21 protein-coding genes, 1 tRNA gene, 1 pseudogene and 1 riboswitch are annotated in these 19,746 nt (G+C 70.3%); of the genes and pseudogenes, 16 read left to right on the top strand and 7 right to left on the bottom strand.

Annotated elements, in window-relative coordinates:
- The first annotated feature begins 7 nt into the window (after window positions 1–7).
- The 4 genes from DY245_RS19205 (at window position 8) to rdgB (ending at window position 2,390) form a co-directional block, all read left to right on the top strand.
- Entirely contained in the window at window positions 8–241 is a 234-nt protein-coding gene (locus tag DY245_RS19205; RefSeq protein WP_018091307.1) for a PTS sugar transporter subunit IIB, read from the top strand.
- Between the two features lie 97 nt (window positions 242–338).
- On the top strand, window positions 339–1,070 hold the full coding sequence (rph, locus tag DY245_RS19200; protein WP_128508476.1) for a ribonuclease PH: 732 nt from the start codon (window positions 339–341) through the stop codon (window positions 1,068–1,070).
- A 270-nt stretch (window positions 1,071–1,340) separates the two neighbouring features.
- Window positions 1,341–1,748 carry a hypothetical protein gene (locus DY245_RS19195; RefSeq protein WP_128508475.1) on the top strand — a complete coding sequence of 136 codons (408 nt, stop codon included), beginning with the start codon at window positions 1,341–1,343 and terminating at the stop codon, window positions 1,746–1,748.
- A gap of 9 nt (window positions 1,749–1,757) precedes the next feature.
- Window positions 1,758–2,390, top strand: a complete 633-nt coding sequence (gene rdgB, locus DY245_RS19190; protein WP_128508474.1) for an RdgB/HAM1 family non-canonical purine NTP pyrophosphatase — start codon at window positions 1,758–1,760, stop codon at window positions 2,388–2,390.
- 55 nt (window positions 2,391–2,445) lie between these two features.
- Here the strand turns inward: rdgB and DY245_RS19185 are convergent.
- The 4 genes from DY245_RS19185 to DY245_RS19170 form a co-directional block, all read right to left on the bottom strand.
- Window positions 2,446–2,520: transfer RNA gene (locus DY245_RS19185), tRNA-Leu, on the bottom strand.
- Between the two features lie 12 nt (window positions 2,521–2,532).
- Entirely contained in the window at window positions 2,533–3,396 is an 864-nt protein-coding gene (locus DY245_RS19180; RefSeq protein ID WP_128508514.1) for an HNH endonuclease signature motif containing protein, read from the bottom strand.
- Between the two features lie 10 nt (window positions 3,397–3,406).
- Window positions 3,407–4,030 (bottom strand): HNH endonuclease, encoded by a 624-nt coding sequence (locus tag DY245_RS19175; RefSeq protein ID WP_128508473.1) that lies wholly within the window; start codon window positions 4,028–4,030, stop codon window positions 3,407–3,409.
- 145 nt (window positions 4,031–4,175) lie between these two features.
- The gene (locus tag DY245_RS19170) at window positions 4,176–5,708 is read right to left on the bottom strand and encodes an MFS transporter (RefSeq protein WP_181923757.1); all 1,533 of its coding nucleotides are present in this window, start codon (window positions 5,706–5,708) and stop codon (window positions 4,176–4,178) included.
- Between the two features lie 423 nt (window positions 5,709–6,131).
- Here DY245_RS19170 and DY245_RS19165 point away from each other — a divergent pair, with 423 nt between their 5' ends.
- The 3 genes and pseudogenes from DY245_RS19165 to DY245_RS46425 all read left to right on the top strand — a co-directional run.
- On the top strand, window positions 6,132–6,638 hold the full coding sequence (locus DY245_RS19165) for a hypothetical protein (protein WP_128508471.1): 507 nt from the start codon (window positions 6,132–6,134) through the stop codon (window positions 6,636–6,638).
- Window positions 6,638–7,506: pseudogene (locus tag DY245_RS47870) on the top strand (histidine kinase dimerization/phospho-acceptor domain-containing protein); the annotation flags it as partial. The gene DY245_RS19165 and the pseudogene DY245_RS47870, both read left to right, overlap by 1 nt.
- Before the next feature lies 1 nt (window position 7,507).
- On the top strand, window positions 7,508–7,957 hold a 450-nt coding region (locus tag DY245_RS46425), incomplete at its 5' end, for a sensor histidine kinase (protein ID WP_244943123.1).
- Here the strand turns inward: DY245_RS46425 and bcp are convergent.
- A complete protein-coding gene (bcp, locus tag DY245_RS19155) occupies window positions 7,938–8,405 on the bottom strand; it encodes a thioredoxin-dependent thiol peroxidase (RefSeq protein WP_128508469.1) in 468 nt (155 codons plus the stop codon). The two genes, DY245_RS46425 and bcp, sit on opposite strands and share 20 nt — an antisense overlap.
- Before the next feature lie 226 nt (window positions 8,406–8,631).
- Here bcp and DY245_RS19150 point away from each other — a divergent pair, with 226 nt between their 5' ends.
- From DY245_RS19150 to DY245_RS19140, 3 genes are all read left to right on the top strand, one after another.
- A complete protein-coding gene (locus DY245_RS19150; protein ID WP_128508468.1) occupies window positions 8,632–8,949 on the top strand; it encodes a DUF3618 domain-containing protein in 318 nt (105 codons plus the stop codon).
- 153 nt (window positions 8,950–9,102) lie between these two features.
- A complete protein-coding gene (locus DY245_RS19145) occupies window positions 9,103–9,405 on the top strand; it encodes a GroES family chaperonin (RefSeq protein WP_051798423.1) in 303 nt (100 codons plus the stop codon).
- A 67-nt stretch (window positions 9,406–9,472) separates the two neighbouring features.
- A riboswitch (guanidine-III (ykkC-III) riboswitch) is annotated at window positions 9,473–9,540 on the top strand.
- Between the two features lie 32 nt (window positions 9,541–9,572).
- Window positions 9,573–9,893 (top strand): DMT family transporter, encoded by a 321-nt coding sequence (locus tag DY245_RS19140; RefSeq protein WP_128508467.1) that lies wholly within the window; start codon window positions 9,573–9,575, stop codon window positions 9,891–9,893.
- A 45-nt stretch (window positions 9,894–9,938) separates the two neighbouring features.
- Here DY245_RS19140 and DY245_RS19135 read toward each other — a convergent pair whose 3' ends face one another.
- The gene (locus DY245_RS19135; protein ID WP_128508466.1) at window positions 9,939–12,140 is read right to left on the bottom strand and encodes a transglycosylase domain-containing protein; all 2,202 of its coding nucleotides are present in this window, start codon (window positions 12,138–12,140) and stop codon (window positions 9,939–9,941) included.
- A gap of 287 nt (window positions 12,141–12,427) precedes the next feature.
- Here DY245_RS19135 and DY245_RS19130 point away from each other — a divergent pair, with 287 nt between their 5' ends.
- From DY245_RS19130 to DY245_RS19115, 4 genes are read left to right on the top strand one after another with little or no spacing between them, the layout of a single operon-like run.
- On the top strand, window positions 12,428–13,225 hold the full coding sequence (locus tag DY245_RS19130; RefSeq protein WP_128508513.1) for an ABC transporter permease: 798 nt from the start codon (window positions 12,428–12,430) through the stop codon (window positions 13,223–13,225).
- 43 nt (window positions 13,226–13,268) lie between these two features.
- Window positions 13,269–14,072 carry an ABC transporter permease gene (locus DY245_RS19125; RefSeq protein WP_181923760.1) on the top strand — a complete coding sequence of 268 codons (804 nt, stop codon included), beginning with the start codon at window positions 13,269–13,271 and terminating at the stop codon, window positions 14,070–14,072.
- 50 nt (window positions 14,073–14,122) lie between these two features.
- Window positions 14,123–15,133, top strand: coding sequence for an ABC transporter ATP-binding protein (locus DY245_RS19120; protein ID WP_128508465.1), 1,011 nt, complete (start codon window positions 14,123–14,125; stop codon window positions 15,131–15,133).
- Window positions 15,134–15,171: 38 nt separating this feature from the next.
- The gene (locus DY245_RS19115; protein ID WP_128508464.1) at window positions 15,172–15,870 is read left to right on the top strand and encodes a DUF1707 SHOCT-like domain-containing protein; all 699 of its coding nucleotides are present in this window, start codon (window positions 15,172–15,174) and stop codon (window positions 15,868–15,870) included.
- A gap of 36 nt (window positions 15,871–15,906) precedes the next feature.
- Here the strand turns inward: DY245_RS19115 and DY245_RS19110 are convergent, their stop codons facing one another.
- Window positions 15,907–17,217, bottom strand: coding sequence for an SGNH/GDSL hydrolase family protein (locus DY245_RS19110; RefSeq protein ID WP_128508463.1), 1,311 nt, complete (start codon window positions 17,215–17,217; stop codon window positions 15,907–15,909).
- Between the two features lie 305 nt (window positions 17,218–17,522).
- On the opposite strand from DY245_RS19110, the gene DY245_RS19105 reads away from it, so the two are divergent.
- The gene (locus DY245_RS19105; protein ID WP_425329411.1) at window positions 17,523–18,875 is read left to right on the top strand and encodes a DUF445 domain-containing protein; all 1,353 of its coding nucleotides are present in this window, start codon (window positions 17,523–17,525) and stop codon (window positions 18,873–18,875) included.
- A gap of 69 nt (window positions 18,876–18,944) precedes the next feature.
- Window positions 18,945–19,730, top strand: a complete 786-nt coding sequence (locus tag DY245_RS19100) for a class E sortase (protein WP_128508462.1) — start codon at window positions 18,945–18,947, stop codon at window positions 19,728–19,730.
- Window positions 19,731–19,746: the final 16 nt, after the last annotated feature.

Below are 19,746 nucleotides of genomic sequence, written 5' to 3'. Positions count from 1 at the left end.
AGTGGACATGGCCAGCAAGGCTGAGAAGATCGTCGCCGGGCTCGGCGGACTCGACAACATCGAAGAGGTCGAGGGCTGCATCACCCGCCTCCGCACCGAGGTCGTCGACTCCTCCCTCGTCGACGAGGCCGCCCTCAAGGCCGCCGGCGCCCACGGCGTCGTGAAGATGGGCACCGCGATCCAGGTCGTCATCGGCACCGACGCCGACCCCATCGCCGCCGAGATCGAAGACATGATGTGAGCTGACGAGCCGCCCTCAGGCCGCTCCCCGAAGGCCCCGCACCGGACCGTCCACCGCCCGGAGTGGGGCCCTCGCCATTCCCGATAGGGTCTACGCCATGTCTCGCATCGACGGCCGCACCCCCGAACAGCTCCGACCGGTCACCATCGAACGCGGCTGGAGCAAGCACGCCGAAGGCTCCGTCCTCATCGCCTTCGGTGACACCAAAGTCTTCTGCACCGCATCCGTCACCGAAGGCGTTCCGCGCTGGCGCAAGGGCACCGGCGAAGGATGGGTCACCGCCGAATACTCGATGCTGCCCCGCTCCACCAACACCCGCGGCGACCGCGAATCCGTACGCGGCAAAATCGGCGGCCGCACCCACGAAATCAGCCGCCTCATCGGCCGCTCCCTGCGCGCCGTCATCGACTACAAGGCCCTCGGCGAAAACACCATCGTCCTGGACTGCGACGTCCTCCAGGCCGACGGCGGCACCCGCACCGCCGCCATCACCGGCGCCTACGTCGCCCTCGCCGACGCCATCACCTGGGCCAAGGGCAAGAAGCTCATCCGCCACGGCCGCCAGCCCCTCACCGGAACCGTCTCCGCCGTCAGCGTCGGCATCGTCGACGGCACCCCCCTCCTCGACCTCTGCTACGAGGAAGACGTCCGCGCCGAAACCGATATGAACGTCGTCTGCACCGGCGACGGCCGCTTCGTCGAGGTCCAGGGCACCGCCGAAGCCGAACCCTTCGCCCGCGAGGAGCTCAACTCCCTCCTCGACCTCGCCGTCGCCGGCTGCGCCGAACTCGACGGCGCCCAGCGAGCGGCACTGGCACTGACCCTCTGACAGCACGACAGCACGACAGCACGACAGCACGACAGCACGCCAGCAACGCAGCAACACAGCACGAGACCAAGACGCCACGAGAGCACGACAGCGGGGCCCAGGGCGCGAGCGCGGACACGCGGCACACCCCCACCCACCCGCGCCCGCCCCCTGTCACCCTCATCGCCCGTGTCCGAACCTCGCCCCCGGCCACACCCACCGGGCAACCAAACAACCCCACCCCGCGTTTCTTCCTTTGCCCGAGCATGACCCAACGGAAGGAACCGCTCCATGGCCCCCCGTACGCGCCGGCACCGCCGCCCCGCCACCACCGCACTCGCCGCGTTAGCCGCCGCCACCCTCGCGATACCGCTGCTCTCCGCCTGCGGAGCGGTCCAGAAGGCCATGGATTGCGCCAAAACCGCCACCGCCGTCGTCAACGCCGTCGACAAACTCCAGCAGGCCGCGGACAACGCCCTCCTCGACCCCGACAAAGCCGAAGAGGCCCTCGACAAGATCGACACGAGCCTGAAGAAGGTCAGCACCGAGTCGAGCGACCCGGACCTGTCGAAGGCCATCGACAAGGTCAACAACGGCATCAAGGACGCCCGCAAGGCCATCAAGGACAAAAAGGCCCCCGACATCCGGCCGATCGTCGACGGGACCGGCGAGATGACCAAGATCTGCACACCGGGATAATCACTCCCCATGCAGCCACGAACCGGCGGGCGCCCCGCAACTCCCCGCCTCATCCTCGCCACCCGCAACGCCGGCAAGGTCAGCGAACTCCGCGCCATCCTGGAAGCAGCCGACCTCGACGTCGAACTCGTCGGTGCCGACGCCTACCCCGACATCCCTGACGTCAAGGAGACCGGCGTCACCTTCGCCGAGAACGCCCTCCTCAAGGCCCACGCCCTCGCCCGGGCCACCGGCCACCCCGCCGTCGCCGACGACTCCGGCCTCTGTGTCGACGTCCTCGGCGGTGCCCCCGGCATCTTCTCCGCCCGCTGGGCCGGCACCCACGGCGACGACCGGGCCAACCTGTCCCTGCTCCTCGCCCAGCTCGCCGACATCTCCGACGAACACCGCGCCGCCCACTTCGCCTGCGCCGCGGCCCTCGCCCTCCCCGACGGCACCCAACGCGTCGTCGAGGGCAAACTCGAAGGAACCCTCCGCCACGCCCCCTCCGGCACCGGCGGCTTCGGCTACGACCCCATCCTCCAGCCCCTCGGCGACACCCGCACCTGCGCCGAACTGACCCCCAACGAAAAAAACGCCATCAGCCACCGAGGCCAGGCCTTCCGCGCACTGGCACCGGTGGTACGGGAGTTGTTGGGCTGAGGCTGCACAGCAAAACGGCCTCCCTGTCCAAAGACAGGGAGGCCGTACGCGTAGGTGGGCCCGGTGGGACTCGAACCCACGACACACCGGACCTAAACCGGCGCCCTCTGGCCAGCTGGGGTACGGGCCCGCCGCGCTTACTTTACTGTGCTCGGCCGCGACGCTGCGAAGGGATGGGCATGTGCGGTGAACGGCGGGAGAAAGTCCTGGTCTGGCTGTGGCAGGAGGGGCACAGGTAGCGCAGGTTGGTCAGGCGATTGTCCAGCCGATCACCGTTGATGTGGTCAATCTCCAGGACGAGCCGCCGGCCCTGCCAGGTGTCCCCGAGCCGGCACTCGGCGCACTCGTGGACCACCCCCTTCTCATCGAGGGCACGGCGCAGAAGTACGGTCTTCTCCCGGCGGGAACCTGGTTCGAGACGCCGCAGGATGTCGTCCGCCGGCCTGCGGGCCGGGGAAGGCAGGCCACGCCGGTGTGCCTGGCCGGTGAAATGCGCGGTCGACAGGCCGTACACCTCGATGCTGTTCTTCACGGCTCTTCGGGACACGCCACTGTGGGTCCGGGTGAGGCGGCTGAGAGCCTCGGCGAAGCTCCGCGAGGCGGCCACGGCCTTCGCCGCTTCACCGCGTGGGAGGAGAGAGCTCTTTCCGCGGCTGGTGAAGTGCGGGGTTTCGATGCCGAACTGGTCCAGCTTCTTGCGGAGGTAGCTGTACGCGCTTCCGTACGGCGGAACTTCCAGGTACTCCAGCATTTCCCGGATGCTGTGGGAATGAGAGGCGGCCTCTCTCAGCAACGCTTCAGTGTATGAACGGCGTTGACGGTGGGGGAGTGGCTCGTCGACAAAGTGCATGGTGTTGATGTCGTAGTGCTCAAGCCGGGCACGTAGATATCTGCGGGGACCGCTGCCCAATGGTGTGCCGAGTCGGTGCAGCATGTCGACCAGACTGGTGGAGACGGCCGCTGTACGGGTCAGCAGGTCTCGGCTGTAAGTGACGCGCTGGGGCATCGCCGACACGTCACTTCCGACGCGGCTTGCGGCCGCGGTAAGTGTCCGTCACCGCATGGCAGTTGGGACACAACAACCGTAAGTTGTCCGGGCGGTTGTCCCACCAGTCACCGTTGCGATGGTCGACTTCCAGTCGTAGCGGTTTCCCGCGCCACACCGTGCCCGTGCTGCACATCGCGCACCGTTCCGGAACTCCCTGCCGCAGTAATTCCTTACGAAGACGCTCTCCCTCGATGCGGCCGTCGGCTGGTGACCCCAGAACCAGACGATGCCCCGTCGCAATACTGGGGCGCCGCTCGGGTGCGGCGGTGAAGTGGGAGGTATCAATGCCCAGTTCGGCAATACGCCGGCCGATGTGTGTCTGATTCCCGCCGACCGGACTGATGCCGAGGCGGCGTACGACCTCGGCGATGCTGTGTGAGCAGGCCGCCAGTTCGCGGAGGGTGGCTTCGGTGTGGCGTACGCCGCCCAAGGTGAAGTGCGAGGTGTCGATGGCTTCCGCGGTCATCCTGGCGCGCAGATAGCGACGGCTGCCCGGTGTGGGCGTCCCCCCGAACCACCGCACGGCGTCGTCGTACGACGACGATGCGCGCGCCGCTGCCGCCAGCCTCTCGCGGGTGTATTTGACCGGCATGCTTCCCCCGTCCCGCGCACCAGGCCCACCCCCGTGCGCTTCCTCGAACTGAACAACGATCGAACGTGGGGGCGGTTACGCGGGGCGAGGGAAAAGAGGCCCCGGGGGCGGTGGCCCCGAGGGCTCGGTTGTGGCGAGGCGCAGGTCAGAAGCGTGGTTCCGGGGTTTGGGCTGTGATGAGTTCGATGGCTTCCTGCTTGGTGGCTACGGAGGGTGGGGAGCCTTCGAGGGGCTGTTGGGCGGTTTCCTTCATGAAGGTGACGGCGATGACGCCTACGAGGGCGGCGGCCATCGTGTAGTAGGCGGGGACCATGGCGTTCTTGTCGAAGGCGTCCATGAGGGCGGTGATCACCAGGGGGGTGGTGCCGCCGAAGAGGGAGACGGCCAGGTTGTAGCCGATGGAGAGGGAGCCGTAGCGGACGTTGGTCGGGAAGAGGGCGGGGAGGGCGGCGGACATGGTGCCCAGGAGGCAGACCAGGGAGAGGCCGAGGAGGGCCATACCGCCGCAGACGGCCGGGATGCTGCCCTGTTTGACCAGGAGGAAGGCCGGGATCGCGAGGATGAAGAAGCCGAGCATGCCGGCCATCAGGAGGGGCTTTCGGCCGTAGCGGTCGTTGAGTTTGCCGACGGTGCTGATGACGCACATCAGGGCGATCATGGTGCCGAGGAGGATCAGCAGGCCGTGGGACTCCTCGTAGTGGAGAGTGTCCGTGAGGTACGTCGGCATGTACGACAGCAGCATGTAGTCGGTGATGTTGTAGGCGCCGACCAGGGCGATGCAGAGGATGAGGGTGGGCCATTGCCGGGCGAAGATCTCGCCCAGTTTTTTCTTGGGGGCGTTTTCGGAGAGGTGGGAGAACTCCGCTTCCGCCTCGACGACGGAGCCCGTCGCGCTGTGGGTGTGGGCCGCCTCGAACTTCTGGAAGGCGGGGGTCTCGTCGAGCTTGATCCGGAGGTAGAGGCCGACGAGGCCGAGCGGGCCGGCGATGAGGAAGGGGAGGCGCCAGCCCCAGGCGAGCATGGCGTCGTCGCCGAGGGTGGTGTTGAGGAGCAGGACGATGCCGGCGGCGCCCGTGTAGCCGATGAGGGTGCCCAGTTCCAGGAAGCTGCCGAAGAAGCCGCGCTTCTTGTCGGGGGCGTATTCGGCGATGAAGGTGGAGGCGCCGCCGTATTCGCCGCCGGTGGAGAAGCCCTGGACGAGGCGGAAGGCGATGAGGAGGGCGGGGGACCAGAAGCCGATGGCGGCGTAGGAGGGGATCAGGCCGATGCAGAAGGTGCCCAGCGCCATCATGATCATGGTGAGGGCGAGCACCTTCTTGCGGCCGACCCGGTCGCCGAGCGGGCCGAAGTAGGCGCCGCCGAGGGGCCGTACGAGGAAGGCGACGGCGAAGGTGGCGAAGGACGACAGCAGGCTGGTGGTGTCGCTGCCGCCGGGGAAGAAGACCTTGCCGATGGTGACCGCGAGGTAGCTGTAGATCCCGAAGTCGAACCATTCCATGGCGTTACCGAGGGCGGCGGCCTTCACGGCGCGCTTGACGACGCGTTCGTCGGTGACGGTGATGTCGGTGCGCCGTAGTTTGGGGTTCCGGCGGCGGGCGACGGCGCGGAACAGCGCCCGGTGGCGCTTTTGCGCTTCGCGGTCCAGCTCGGAAGCGGGGTCGGCTTCGGTGCTGCCCATCGGCACGAGGCGGTCCTCTCGGTCGGTCGGCGCGCGATGCGCGGTGGGGTACGACGGATACGACAGGTGCGCCTGCGCAGTTGAGCGCGGATCAAACCCCTTCGGCGGGACGAAGCGATGTACGTCACGACGTCACGACGTCATGCGAGGCTGCGCCGTCCGGATCACCGGGACGGCCGGGCACCGGGACGGCCGGGCACCGGGAGGGCGGGACGGCGGGGGCACCGGGTCGGCGCGAGTGCTGGACTAGCGGCGCACCAGAGGTGTGGCGAGGCTTGTTACAGGACTGGTACACAGCCGCGCGGTCACCGCAGTATTCGGGCAATCAGCCTGTGTGGCGGGGACGGGAGAGTGGCATCGCCGGGCGCGGCATTCGTGTTTGCTGGTGGGGGTACGGGGCGTTGTCCCCGGGAGGAGATCGTGATGACCGACCGCGAGGGGTCCCGCTGGGTTCGGGGCCGTACCGCGCTGGTGGCTTTCGTCGTGGTGACGGCGCTGGCGGCCGGCGGGGTGTGGTTCAGCCAGGCGTCGGACCAGGCGTCGGCGGTGGATGCGGCACCGAAGACGTCGGCGGTGCAGGACATCAAGGAGGACGCCAAGCAGACCGGGGGGCTGCCGGGGGTGCGGGACTGCGGGTTCGGCGAGCCCGAGATCAAGCCCCAGGTCATCACGCTGACCTGCGCGGACAAGGGGATGGTGGCGACCGCGATCACATGGAAGAAGTACGGGTCGCGGGATGCGTTGGGGGTCGGTGTGGTGCAGGTGGAGAAGACGGCGGCGGGGGTGGGGACGGATTCGGGTTTCCCGGCCACCTTTCGGCTCTACGGGCCGAAGCCGGTCGACGGCGGGCTGGCCTTCACGGGGCTAGAGGTGACGTACGAGGGCTCGACGCCGCTCGGTGACACGACGGAGATGTACAACCTCGCGTGATGGGCATTCGAGGCCGGATCGCCCTGGCCATTTCATGTATGACGGCGCTGGCTGTGGTGGTGCTCGGGTTTGCCGTGCACCACATAGCGGACGCGGAGCGCGAGCGCTCGGCGCGGGCGTATCAGGACGACCGGCTGAGTTCGGCGCTGCAGATATACGAGCGGGACGGCACGCTGGCGCTGGGCGCGCAGCTGGACGATGCGACGTTGCCGTCGCCGCTGCGGGAAGCGGTGTTCAAGAACCGGTCGGGGACGTATGTCAGCGGCGGTGAGGATCCGCGGGTGTGGGCGGCGACCGGGGTCGGTGACGGTGGCGGGCGCGCCCCGGCGCGGACGTTGTCGGTGTCGGCGGCGTATCCGGACGACGATCCGGCGCAGGTGGCGCTGGACCGGGCGCTGCTGATCGCGGGGTGCGGCACGGTCACATTGATGGCGGTGGTGTCGTGGTTCGTGGCGCAGCGGCTGTCGCGGCGGCTGCGGCTGAGTGCGGCGGCGGCGCGGCGGATCGCGGCGGGTGAGGCGCCGGACGCGGATGCGCTGGCGAGCCATGGCCGGGACGAGGTGGCCGAGTTGGGCCGCAGTGTGCATCACATGGCGACGTCGCTGGCGGCCCAGGCGCAGGCGGAGCGGGAGTTCACCGCGGATGTGGCGCATGAGCTGCGGACGCCGGTGGCCGGTCTGGTGGCGGCGGCGGAGCTGTTGCCGCAGCCGCGTGCGGTGGAGTTGGTGCGCGACCGGGCGCAGGCGATGCGGCGGCTGGTGGAGGACCTGCTGGAGGTCTCGCGGCTGGACGCGGGGGTGGAGCGGGCGGATGTGGACGCCTGTGAACTGCCGTCGCTGGTGCGCGGGATCGTGAAGCGGGCGGCGCGNTGTGAACTGCCGTCGCTGGTGCGCGGGATCGTGAAGCGGGCGGCGCGGCAGCGCGGGGTGGACGACGGGGTGGACGAGGTGTCGGTGACCGTCGAGGGCGAGCCGCGGATCGTGGAGACGGACCGGCGGCGGGTGGAGCGGGTGCTGGTGAATCTGCTGGCGAACGCGGCCAAGCACGGGAAGCCGCCGATCGAGGTGGTGGTGGCCGGGTCGCGGATCGTGGTGCGCGATCACGGTCCGGGCTATCCGGCGGAGCTGTGTGCGGAGGGGCCGCGGCGGTTCCGTACGGCCGCGCCGGAGCGGGGGACCGGGCACGGTCTGGGTCTGACGATCGCGGCCGGTCAGGCCGATGTGCTGGGGGCGCGGCTGGACTTCGGCGCCGCCGCGGAGGGCGGCGCCGAGGCCGTGCTGGAGCTGCCGGACCGGGCGCTTACAGGCCCAGGTCCTTGATGATCTTGGCGACGTGGCCGGTGGCCTTGACGTTGTAGAGGGCGCGCTCGACCTTGCCGTCCTCGTCGAGGATGACGGTGGAGCGGATGACGCCGGTGACGGTCTTGCCGTAGAGCTTCTTCTCGCCGAAGGCGCCGTACGCGGTGAGGACCTCCTTGTCGGGGTCACCGAGCAGGGTGACCTTGAGGTCTTCCTTCTCCCGGAACTTGGCGAGCTTCTCCGGCTTGTCGGGGGAGATGCCGATGACGTCGTAGCCGTGGCCGGCGAGGAAGTCGAGGTTGTCGGTGAAGTCGCAGGCCTGCTTCGTGCAGCCGGGGGTCAGCGCGGCCGGGTAGAAGTAGACGATGACCTTGCGGCCCTTGTGGTCGGCGAGCGAGACCTGCTTGCCGTCCGCGTCGGGCAGGGTGAAGGCGGGGGCGGTGTCGCCGGGCTGCAGTCGCTCGCTCATGGCTCTCCTTAAGCGTGGGTCCTTACGCCCCGACATTAGCCAGCCGGGGCGCGGAATGGTGCCGGGGGCGCCTCGGGTGCGCGAAACGGGGGTGCTGTGGGGCGTGTGAGGGTGTGAGCTGACAGACTGTCCATCACGAATCGGCAGTCAGCAATGTGGTCGGTTCCGTACGGGGCCCAGTGCCCGGCCCCTGTACGCATCGGCGCGAGACGACGGAGGCAGCGCGGTGGCGGAGGCCAGGACCCCGGCGCAGATCGAGGCGGACATCGTCCGCAGGCGGCAGGAGCTCGCCGTCACGCTCGATGAGATCGGTGTGCGGCTGCACCCGAAGACGATCATGGACGATGCGAAGGCGAGGGCGTCGGCCGCGGTGGACCGTACGGCCGGGCGGGCGTATGTGGTCGCCAACCGCGCGGTGTCGGATGTGCGGGCGCAGCTGGTGTCGGCGGACGGGGCGCCGCGGCTGGAGCGCATCGTTCCGGTGGCGATGATTGGGCTGGCCGTGGTGGGCCTGCTGACGCTGCGTGCCAAGCGGCGGCGGTAGAGCGTAGGGGCCGGCGGGCGGGCAGTCGGGTTGCGGGCCGCCGTTGCCCGGCCCGACCCGGCCCGCGGTGCGTGGTGGGCCTCGTCGGGCAGGTACGGTCATGCCGTGAGCCCGAATAACACCAAGGACACCCACGACAAGCTGCCGATCCGGATGCTGCACGACCGTGTGCTGGTCCGGACGGACATCCCCGAGGGCGAGCGCCGCTCGTCGGGGGGCATCGTCATTCCCGCGACCGCGGCCGTCGGCCGGCGCCTGGCCTGGGCCGAGGTGGTCGCGGTCGGGCAGAACGTGCGGACCGTCGAGGTAGGCGACCGGGTGCTGTACGACCCGGAGGACCGGGCCGAGGTCGAGGTGCGCGGTGTGGCGTATGTGCTGATGCGCGAGCGCGATCTGCATGCGGTGGCCGCGGAGCGGCTGGAGGGCGCGGACGACGCGACCGGGCTGTATCTGTAGCCCGCGGTAGCGGTATTCCCTGATCAGGCAGTGACGGGCGGTGACCGGGGTCACCGCCCGTTCGCCTGCTCTTTTGCTAGCCTCGGAAGACCCCGACGAGACGCGCCGTACCGGGTCATGACAAGACGACGCACCCCTGTTGAAGCTCTTTTCACGGAGGTGCCGTCATGGCATGGATCCTGCTCATGGTCGCCGGTCTGCTGGAGGTCGGCTGGTCGGTCGGGATGAAGTTCACCGACGGTTTCACCCGGCTGTGGCCCAGTGTGTTCACCGGCGCGGGCATCGTCGCCAGCATGCTGTTGCTCTCGTACGCGGCCCGGACCCTGCCGATCGGTACCGCCTACGGCGTATGGGTCGGCATCGGCGCGGCCGGTGCGGCGGTGGTCGGGATGCTGGTGCTCGGCGAGCCGGCCACGGCGGCCCGGATCTTCTTCATCTGTCTGCTGTTGGTGGCGGTGGTCGGGCTCAAGGCGACCTCCGGCCACTGACCGTACGCATCGCCCGGCGCCCCGTCCGTCCGTACGGGGCGTGGGCTATCCGCCCCACCGTGATCGCATCCGCCACTCCAGGTCGTCGGCCTGCGGTCCCACCGTCGGGAAATCGTCGGTGGGCTCGCTCGTCGGCGGTGTCTCGGTGGGGACGGTGGGGCTGGGCGGTTCGGTGGTCGGCGGGGTCGGGGCGCCGGTGGTCGGCGTCGTGGGGACGGTGGGGGAGCCGGTCGGGCCGGTGGACGGCGCGCCCGACTCGCTGGGTGAGGCCGAGGCGCTGTCGGACGGCTCGGGCGACGCCGATTCCGCGCCCTGCGCCAGCCGCAGATGGAAGTCGTGGACCGGGCGTCCGGCCAGGGCCGCCGCGGTGTAGTCGGCCCAGATCTGGGCGGGGAAGTCGCCGCCGTTGACCCGCGGCAGGCCCGCCGCGCCGTACAGCGGCTCCTGCGCGGCGCTCTCCGGGTTCTGGCCCAGCACCGCGACGACGGTGGCGAGATCGGGGGTGTAGCCCGCGAACCATGCGGCCTTGTCCTCCTCCGCGGTGCCGGTCTTGCCGGCCGCGGGCCGCCCGGCGCCCTGGGCGGCGGTGCCGGTGCCGCCGTCGACGACGCTGCGCAGGATCGAGGTGGTGGTGTCGGCGGCGTCGCGTGCGAGGGCGGTGCTCTCGGGGCGCTCGGGGAGTTCGAGCTGCTCGTCGGACTTGCTGACCTTGTCGACGAGTGTGTACGGCCGCTGTTTTCCGTGGTGCGCGAGGGTTGCGTAGACCTGCGTCATGTCCAGGACGCTGGGGGTGGCGGTGCCCAGCGAGATCGCGCCCTGGGAGGAGGCGAGGCTGGGGGTGTCGGCGGGGATGCCCAGGTCGACGGCGGTGTCCTTGACCTTGCCGGGGCCGACGTCGATACCCATCTGGGCGTAGACGGCGTTGACGGATTTGTCGGTGGCCTCGGTGACGGTGATCGGGCCGTAGGAGCGGTCGTCCTCGTTGGCCGGCGCGAAGCCGGTGGGACGGCCGTGACTGATCGTCATCCGTTTGTTGTCGCCGTCGTAGAGGGTGTGGGGGGTGATGCGGGTGCCGTCCTGGGTGGTGGAGTGGTGGGCCACGGCGGAGGCGAAGACGATCGGCTTGAAGGTGGAGCCGACCTGGTAGTCGCTGCGGGTGGCGCCGTTGACGTACTGCTTGGCGTAGTCGATGCCGCCGTAGAGGGCGACGACCCGGCCGCTCGCGGGGTCGATGGAGGCGCCGCCGGCCCGGACGTAGGTGTCGACCTTCCGGGAGTCGTCGAGCCGGTCCATCAGGCGGGTGTTGACCGCCTTGACGAAGGCGTTCTGGCGCTTCTTGCTGATGGTGGTGGTGATGCGGTAGCCGCCGGCCCGCAGGGTGTCCTCGCCGAGGATCTTGTGGTCGGTGAGGTAGTCCTTGACCGCTTCGACGAGATAGCCGCGCTGGCCGGTCAGGCCGGGGGAGGTCCTGGCGGGCCTGGGCATGGGGAAGCGCATCGCGGCCCGCTCGGCGGGGGCCAGCCACTTCTGCTTCACCATGCCGTCCAGGACGTAATTCCAACGGGCCAGCACCCGCGGCCTGTTCCCGGGGTGGGCGGTGATGTCGTAGGCGCTGGGGGCGTTGAGCAGGGTGGCGAGATAGGCGCCCTGGGCGGTGGTCAGCTGTTCCGAGTTCCGGCCGTAGTAGGCCTGGGCGGCGGCCTGGATGCCGTAGGCGTTGCGGCCGTAGTAGCTGGAGTTGAGGTAGCCCTCCAGGATGTTGTCCTTGCTCACCTCGCGGTCCAGTTTGATGGCGATGAAGAACTCCTTGGCCTTACGGGTGACGGTCTGTTCCTGGCCGAGGTAGTAGTTCTTCACGTACTGCTGGGTGATGGTGGAGCCGGACTGTTTGCCCTTGCCGGTGACGGTGTTCCAGGCGGCCCGCAGCATCGCGGCGGGGTCGACCGCGGACTCGGAGTAGAAGTCGCGGTCCTCGGCGGCGAGTACGGCCTGCTGGACGGACCGGGGGACCTGACTGAGCGTGACATTCTGCCGGTTGACGTCGCCGTCGCGGGCCAGCTCGGAGCCGTCGGAGTAGAGGTAGACATTGCTCTGCGCCTTGGCGGCACTGTTGGCCGGCGGGATGTCGACGAGGAGATAGCCGGCGATCAGACCGCCGACGACGAGCAGCAGGAATAGCAGCACGGTGCCCAGCATCGTGCGCCAGGTGGGGAGGACACGGCGCCAGCCTGTGCGTTGTCCGCTCATGTCTGTATGGACTCCTCGGCCGCCGCCGAAGGTTGTACTGCGGCGGATCGGTGTCGTATCAGGGGGTTCGCGCCGTACGCCGGAAAAGCAACTGTCGCCCGTTGGGAAACTCTCGCATCATGTGTCCCGGTCGGGCGGGGTGGCGCGCACCTGAGACCGCCACCTGACCGGCTGATTGGCGCCCCTCGCTCACCCGAACCGGTGATAATTCGATGGTGCCCGCCGCGTTCACGACCTAGGCTCCGGTGCTTTGCTGTCCGACGAGAGCAGGGCGGGTGAGCGCGACTGTGTGGAGTGTGGCGGTGGCGGCCGGCAGCTTCCGGCGGTACGCCACGTATCGGATCGCCACGGTGGCGGGCGTGTTCACCAACACCGTTTTCGGCTTCATCGTCGCCTACACCTATATCGCCCTGTGGGACGCCCGGCCGCATCTGGGCGGCTACGACCAGGCGCAGGCGTTGACGTTCGTCTGGACGGCGCAGGCGCTGCTGGCGGCCTCGGCGCTGATGGCCGGCGGTGGCATCGACGAGTTGCAGGAGCGGATCCGTAGCGGCGATATCGCGGTGGACCTCTACCGGCCGGCGGATCTGCAGCTGTGGTGGCTGGCCGCGGATCTGGGGCGGGCCGCGTTGCAGCTGATCGGCCGGGGGGTGGCGCCGATGGCGGTGGGCGCCCTGGTCTTCCCGCTGGCGCTGCCCTCCGATCCGCTGACGTGGGGCTGGTTCCTGCTGTCCGTGACGCTCGGCGTGGTCGTCAGTTTCGCGCTGCGGTATCTGGTCGCGCTGGCGTCGTTCTGGCTGCTGGACGGCTCGGGGCTGGCTCTGATCAGCGGGCTGGCCTGCATGTTCTTCTCGGGGATGGTGCTGCCGCTGCGGGTCTTCCCCGGCGACTTCGGTGCCCTCGCCCAGCTGCTGCCGTGGGCGGGGATCCTGCAGGTGCCGGCCGATGTGCTGGTCGGCGCGCGGAGCGGGGCCACGCTGGCGTCGGGGCTGCTGTTCCAGGCGGCGTGGGGTGTGGCGCTGCTGGCGCTGGGCCGGCTGGTGCAGACGGCGGCGACCCGGAAGGTGGTGGTGCACGGTGGCTAGCGACGGGCCGGCGGACGGCGTGGGCGGCGGCCGGGGGGCGGCGATGGCTCAGGGGCTGCGCGCGTACGGGCTGATCGTAGGGATGTGGGTGCGCTCCACCCTCGCCTACCGGGCGTCGTTCGTGATGATGGCGTTCGGCAACTTCGCCGCCACCGCCCTGGACTTCGTCGCGATCATGCTGATGTTCTCGCAGATCGACGCCCTCGGCGGATTCTCGCTGCCCGAAGTGGCCTTTCTGTACGGCACGTCCGGGGTCTCGCTGGGCCTGGCGGATCTGCTGCTGGGCAGTATGGACCGGCTGGGCCGGCGGGTCCGTGACGGCACCCTCGACACCCTGCTGCTGCGCCCGGCACCGGTCTTCGCGCAGGTCGCCGCCGACCGTTTCGCGCTGCGCCGGCTGGGCCGGATCACCCAGTCGCTGCTGGTGCTCGGCTGGTCGCTGACCCGTCTCGACGTGGACTGGACGGTGGGCCGGATGCTGATGGTGCCGTTGATGGCCGTCTGCGGAACGGCCATCTTCGGGGCGGTGTTCACCGCGGGGGCCGCCTTCCAGTTCTGGGCGCAGGACGCGGCCGAGGTGCAGAACTCCTTCACCTACGGCGGCAACGCCATGCTGCAGTACCCGCCGACGGTGTTCGCCAAGGACCTGGTGCGCGGGGTCACCTTCCTCGTCCCGCTGGCCTTTGTGAACTGGCTGCCCGCGCTGCGGCTGCTGGGCCGGCCCGATCCGCTGGGGCTGCCGGGCTGGGCGGACTTCCTGGGGCCCGTGGTGGCGGCGCTGATGTGCGCGGGTGCCGCGGTGGCCTGGCGGTTCGGGCTCCGGGCGTACCGCAGCACCGGCAGCTGACGAGGCATCAGGTGCCGTATCGCAACGGGGACGACAAAGGAGGGCACGTGATGAGCGGTGCTGCCGCGGCGGAGCAGCTGATCGAGGTGGACGGCGTCGAGAAGGTCTTCTCGGTGCGGCGCAAGGCGGGCCGGCTGCGGCGGGTGCGCCACGAGGTGCGCGCCGTGGACGGCATCACCTTCCAGGTGCCGCGCGGCGAGATGGTCGGCTACATCGGGCCGAACGGCGCCGGGAAGTCCACCACCATCAAGATGCTGACGGGCATTCTGGTGCCCAGCGGCGGCCGGCTCCGGGTCGCCGGTATCGACCCGGCGCGGGAGCGGACCCGGCTCGCCCGCCGGATCGGGGTGGTGTTCGGCCAGCGCACCACGCTGTGGTGGGACCTGCCGCTGAAGGACTCCTACGAGCTGGTGCGGCGGATGTACCGGGTCCCGGACGCCGTCTACCGCGCCAACCTGGACCGCTGCATCGAACTGCTGGACCTGGGCCCGCTGCTGTCCGTACCGGTACGGCAGTTGTCGCTGGGGCAGCGGATGCGCGGCGATATCGCGGCGGCGCTGCTGCACGACCCCGAGGTGCTCTATCTCGACGAGCCGACCATCGGCCTCGATGTGATCAGCAAGGCGAAGGTGCGCGCATTCCTGCGCGAGGTGAACGCCGAACGGGGCACCACGGTCCTGCTGACCACCCATGACCTGACCGACATCGAGCAGCTGTGCCGCCGGGTGATGGTCATCGACCACGGGCACCTGGTCTACGACGGCGGGCTGGACGGGCTGCGGGCCGCCGGGGACGGCGAACGGACCCTGGTGGTCGACCTGGAGCGCGAGCTGCCGCCGATCGAGGGCGTACCGGGGGCCCGTACGGTCAAGGTGGAGGGCCCCCGCCAGTGGCTGGCGTTCCCTGCGGCGCAGAGCGCGGCGCCGCTGGTCGCCGCGGTCGCCGAGCGCTATCCGCTGGTGGATCTGTCGGTGCGGGAGCCGGACATCGAGGATGTGATCGCGACGCTGTACGCCGGCGGCCGGGTCCCCGAGGGGCGCGCGGCGGCCGATCCGGCGTGATTCGCACCGATCGATCCGGCACGCCGTAATCTGTTCGTATGACTGAAGAACTCCCCGAGTTGCGGGCCTCCGACGCCGACCGCGAGCGGGTCGCCGAGATCCTGCGCGATGCCCTCGCGGAGGGGCGGCTGGTGATGGAGGAGTTCGACGAGCGGCTCGAAGCGACGTACAAGGCGCGTACGTACGGGGAGTTGGAGCCCATCACCGCCGATCTGCCGGCGGCCGCGGGGCCGCCGGTCGCCTCCGCGCGACTGTCGCTGCGCAAGGACAGCGGTGCGCCGACGGCCTGGTCCGAGCGGATTGTGAGCGGTACGGAAGGGGCCGCGGCGGGCGTCGGCATCCTGGGCGGCTTCCAGCGCAAGGGGCGGTGGACGATCGGGCGCCGCTTCACGGCCGTCTGCTGCATGGGCGGCGGCGAGATCGACCTGCGCGAGGCGCACTTCGCCGGCCCCGAGGTCGTCATCAACTGCTGGGCCGTCATGGGCGGGGTGAACATCGTGGTGCCGCCCGGCGTCGAGGTCGATGTGCGCGGCCTCGGCATCATGGGCGGCTTCGACTCCGCGGAGGACGGGGTACCGGGCGAACCCGGCGCACCCCGCGTGATCGTCAAGGGCCTGGCCCTGATGGGCGGCGTGAACGTCGAACGCAGACTCCTCAAGGCCGAGCGGCGCCGCCTCAAGGAGGAACAGCGCCGCCTCGACGCCGAGGAGCGCGGCCGGCACAAGGAACTGGGCTGAGGCCGCGGCGGCTGCTCCGTTCGCGTGAGCGCCTCCTTACAGCGACGCGGGCGCCGACTGCCTGAGGTGGTTGAGGTTTACGGCGTTGGCCATGGCCAGGAAGCCCTCGTCGCTCGGGTGGAGGTGGTCGCCGGAGTCGTAGGCGGGCCGCAGGCGGACCGGTGCGGACGGGTCGCGCAGCGCCTTGTCGAAGTCGACGACCTCGTCGTAGACGGTGCCGGAGCGGATGAGGCGGTTGACCTGTTCGCGGACCGAATTCAGCTGGGTGGAGTAACCGCGGTGTCCGCCGAACGGCGTAAGGGTGCTGCCGGTGACCCGCAGTCCGCGGGCGTGCGCCTCGCGGACGATCTCCCGCATGCCCGCGACGATCTTCTGCGGGTCGAGCTGGCGCGGGGACTTGAACAGGTCGTTCAGCCCGATCTCGACGATCACCGCCTTCACGCCGGTGCGCGAGAGCGCGTCGCGGTCCAGGCGGGACAGCACGCTGGGCCCGTTGTTCGGCGAGAACCTGCTGCCGTTGACCAGCAGGCGGTTGCCGCTGATGCCCTGGTTGAGGACGCCGTAGCGGGGCGCGCCGGGCTCGTTGCGCAGCCTTGCTGCGAGGAAGTCCGTCCAGCGGTGGTTGGCGCCCGCGGTGGAGGTGATGCCGTCGGTGATCGAGTCGCCGATGGCGACGACCGAGCCGCGGGCCTCGGTGCTCCATACGTCCACGCCGGTCAGATAGCGCCAGTAGGGGCTCTGCTCGGTGTAGGCGGCGCCGGTGGCGTCCTCGGCGCGGTCGCCGCGTGCCAGGTAAGAGGTCTGGCGGGCGTACGGGTGGTAGGTGGCGGGGCCCGAGGGGGAGGGGGAGTACGTGGTGACCAGGAGGTCGGCGTCGGCCGGCACCTTCAGCCGGGTCGGGTCGCTGGTGACCGCGCCGCCCGCCGGGATGGTCACCGCGGGCTTGCCGCCGAAAGCCAGCCGGCGCATGGTGCCGGTCGCGGCGGTGGGGTTGCTGGGGGCCGCGGCCAGCGCCAGCGAGGCGTGGCTGACCACCAGCGGGCGGGTGCCGTAGAGGTTGGAGAGCTGGATACGGACGCCGGTGCCGCCGACGCTGGTGTGCACGACATTGCGTATCGACATTCCCGCGTAGCCGTCCAGGGTGCCGGGCTCGGCCGCCGCCGCGGCCGCCGACCAGGTGCCGACCCACTGTCCGGAGACCGCCGGTGCCACCGGATCGCGCGGCTTGTGCGGAGAGCTGCCCGGTCCGTCGCCGTCGCCGCCGAAGCCGACGAATATCGCGGTCGAGATCAGCATCACCACCGCCGCCAGACCGGCGAGCAGGGCGTAACCCACACTTTTCGTCATGCGGGAGAGGTCTCCTGGGTAAAGCGGAGCAACTCGCTCCGGGCGGGCAAGGGCAGCGGATGATCAGCGGCACCGTTGCGGTCCGATCGGTCCTCCATGATCCCACGGACCTCCGGGGAGCCGCCCGGCGCCCCGCTCGGTGCCGGCCCGGCCCGGACTCGATGCCGTCATGGCATGGACGTGGGGAACTCGTGGTTCGTTCCGGGAGTAGGTCACAGTGGGACATACGGCCGGATCGGCGGCCGGACGTGCGGCGTGGGACAGGCCGTATGGATGGCGGGGGCACGGTGGGAGCGGTGGAGCGGATGGAACGCACGAAAGCGGACATGGCGCCGAATGCGGAGCGGGCCCCGGTGGCGGGCGCGGTGCCGGCGGGCCGGGCGATGCCGGCCGACGGCTTCGCGTACGGCGTGGCCGACGAGGAGCGCCGGCGCGCCGTACGCCGGATGAAGACGCTGGCCACCAGCCTGCTGCTGGCCGTCGCACTGGTCTATGTGCTGGCGAAATGGGCCGGGTCCTTGGGGGCGGGAGGCTGGACCGGGTTTGTCGCGGCGGCCGCGGAGGCCGGCATGGTCGGCGCGCTGGCCGACTGGTTCGCGGTCACCGCGCTGTTCAAGCGGCCGATGGGGCTGCCGATCCCGCACACCGCCATCATTCCGACGAAGAAGGACCAACTGGGTCAGAGCCTGGGTGATTTCGTCGGAGAGAACTTCCTCTCCGGTGAGGTCGTACGGCGTCGGCTGCGCTCCGTCGGCATCGGCCGGCGCCTCGGCGGCTGGCTCGCCGAGCCGAAGAACGCCGACCGGGTCACCGCCGAGCTGTCCACCGCGCTGCGCGGCGCGCTGACCGTGCTGCGCGACTCCGATGTGCAGGCGGTGGTCGGCGAGGCGATCACCCGCCGCGCGGACGCCCAGGAGATCGCGCCCGGTATCGGCACGATGCTGGAGAAGGTCGTCGCCGAGGGCGGCCACAAGAGGGTGGTGGATCTGATCGTCACCCGCGGCCACGACTGGCTGGTCGAGCACGGCGACTCCGTCATGACGGCGGTCTCCGGCGGCGCCCCCGGATGGACCCCGCGCTTCGTCGACCGCAAGGTGGGCGACCGGGTCTACAAGGAGCTGCTGCGCTTCGTCACCGAGATGCGGGACATGCCCGAGCATCCGGCGCGCGGTGCGATCGACCGCTTCCTGAGGGACTTCGCGGGCGATCTGCAGTCCGACCCGGACACCAGGGCCAGGGTCGAGCGGCTGAAGTCGGAGGTGCTGGGGCGCGGCGAGGTACAGGACCTGATCGCCTCGGCCTGGGGCTCGGTGCGCGCGATGATCGTGGCCGCCGCCGAGGACGAGCGCAGCGAACTGCGGCTGCGGGTGCGGGCGGCGCTGCTGTCCCTGGGGCGGCGGCTGTCCGGCGAGGAGCGGCTGCAGGGCAAGGTGGACGGCTGGCTGGAGGGCGCGGCCGTCTATGTGGTGACGACGTATCAGAGCGAGATCACCTCCCTGATCACCGAGACCGTCGCCGGCTGGGACGCCGAGCAGACCTCGAAGAAGATCGAGGCGCACATCGGCCGTGACCTGCAGTTCATCAGGATCAACGGCACGGTCGTCGGTGCGCTGGCCGGGCTGTGCATCTACGCCGTCTCGCAGGCCTTCGGCGGCTGACACCCGTCAGCGCACAGAGGGTGTGCGCTGCCTCTGGTGGCCTGCGCCCGCAGGGCTTACGGTGCCCGCGTGCGGGAGCGGATACCGGTAGTCGTGCAGGGGCGGCGCACCCGTCGCTCCCGTGCCGCGCGGGCGCTGTGGACGGGTGCGGAGCTGGCCGTGACGCTCGGCGCCGTAGTGCTGCTGCTCGTCGTCCACCAGCTGTGGTGGACGAACCGTCAGGCGCAGCACTCGGCACAGGACCAGGTGGACCGGCTGGAGCGGCAGTGGCACGCCCGGCCGCCGTCCACTGCCGCGACCCCGGCGCCCGAGGACGACGGAGCGGGGGCGCGGGGATCCGGCAAAAGCACCCCTCCGCCCGATACGACAGGTCGCCGCGCGACCGACCGGCCTCCGCCTCCCCAGGACCTGGCGTACGCCGTCCTCCGCATCCCCCGGATCGGCATCACCGCCCCCATCGCCCAGGGCGTCGGCAAGGCCGCGGTCCTCAACAAGGGCTATGTCGGGCACTATCCGCACAGTGCGCAGCCGGGCGAGGCCGGCAATGTCGCGCTGGCCGGGCATCGCAACACCCATGGTGAACCGTTCCGGTACATCGGCCGGCTGCGGCCCGGTGACACCGTCGTCATCGACACCGCCGAGGCCCGCTACACCTACGCCGTCCGCCGCACCCTGCCCGAGACCACGCCCGGCGACGGCACGGTCCTCGCCAAGGTCCCCTACAGCAGCGTGCACCCCGCTTACCGCTTCACCGCGCCCGGCGCGTATCTGACGCTGACGACCTGTACGCCGGAGTACACCTCGACCTACCGGCTGGTGGTCTGGGGCGTGTTGCGGTCGACACAGTCACGGTGAGAGCGGCCGTGCGTCG

Origin of the sequence: Streptomyces inhibens (assembly GCF_003389455.1) — a bacterium.
Lineage (GTDB): Bacteria > Actinomycetota > Actinomycetes > Streptomycetales > Streptomycetaceae > Streptomyces > Streptomyces inhibens.
This window is presented reverse-complemented; position numbering and strand designations above follow the sequence as displayed.

What these genes read in the sequence shown, in the direction of transcription:
- DY245_RS19170 (WP_181923757.1), bottom strand. Translation starts at nt 5,708, where the DNA reads ATGGGCAGCACCGAAGCCGACCCCGCTTCCGAGCTGGACCGCGAAGCG.
- DY245_RS19115 (WP_128508464.1), top strand. Translation starts at nt 15,172, where the DNA reads ATGACTGAAGAACTCCCCGAGTTGCGGGCCTCCGACGCCGACCGCGAG.
- DY245_RS19120 (WP_128508465.1), top strand. Translation starts at nt 14,123, where the DNA reads ATGAGCGGTGCTGCCGCGGCGGAGCAGCTGATCGAGGTGGACGGCGTC.
- DY245_RS19195 (WP_128508475.1), top strand. Translation starts at nt 1,341, where the DNA reads ATGGCCCCCCGTACGCGCCGGCACCGCCGCCCCGCCACCACCGCACTC.
- DY245_RS19180 (WP_128508514.1), bottom strand. Translation starts at nt 3,396, where the DNA reads ATGCCCCAGCGCGTCACTTACAGCCGAGACCTGCTGACCCGTACAGCG.
- DY245_RS19140 (WP_128508467.1), top strand. Translation starts at nt 9,573, where the DNA reads ATGGCATGGATCCTGCTCATGGTCGCCGGTCTGCTGGAGGTCGGCTGG.
- DY245_RS19145 (WP_051798423.1), top strand. Translation starts at nt 9,103, where the DNA reads ATGCTGCACGACCGTGTGCTGGTCCGGACGGACATCCCCGAGGGCGAG.
- DY245_RS19125 (WP_181923760.1), top strand. Translation starts at nt 13,269, where the DNA reads ATGGCTCAGGGGCTGCGCGCGTACGGGCTGATCGTAGGGATGTGGGTG.
- rph (WP_128508476.1), top strand. Translation starts at nt 339, where the DNA reads ATGTCTCGCATCGACGGCCGCACCCCCGAACAGCTCCGACCGGTCACC.
- rdgB (WP_128508474.1), top strand. Translation starts at nt 1,758, where the DNA reads ATGCAGCCACGAACCGGCGGGCGCCCCGCAACTCCCCGCCTCATCCTC.
- DY245_RS19165 (WP_128508471.1), top strand. Translation starts at nt 6,132, where the DNA reads ATGACCGACCGCGAGGGGTCCCGCTGGGTTCGGGGCCGTACCGCGCTG.
- DY245_RS19205 (WP_018091307.1), top strand. Translation starts at nt 8, where the DNA reads ATGGCCAGCAAGGCTGAGAAGATCGTCGCCGGGCTCGGCGGACTCGAC.
- DY245_RS19110 (WP_128508463.1), bottom strand. Translation starts at nt 17,217, where the DNA reads ATGACGAAAAGTGTGGGTTACGCCCTGCTCGCCGGTCTGGCGGCGGTG.
- bcp (WP_128508469.1), bottom strand. Translation starts at nt 8,405, where the DNA reads ATGAGCGAGCGACTGCAGCCCGGCGACACCGCCCCCGCCTTCACCCTG.
- DY245_RS19175 (WP_128508473.1), bottom strand. Translation starts at nt 4,030, where the DNA reads ATGCCGGTCAAATACACCCGCGAGAGGCTGGCGGCAGCGGCGCGCGCA.
- DY245_RS19135 (WP_128508466.1), bottom strand. Translation starts at nt 12,140, where the DNA reads ATGAGCGGACAACGCACAGGCTGGCGCCGTGTCCTCCCCACCTGGCGC.
- DY245_RS19105 (WP_425329411.1), top strand. Translation starts at nt 17,523, where the DNA reads ATGGAACGCACGAAAGCGGACATGGCGCCGAATGCGGAGCGGGCCCCG.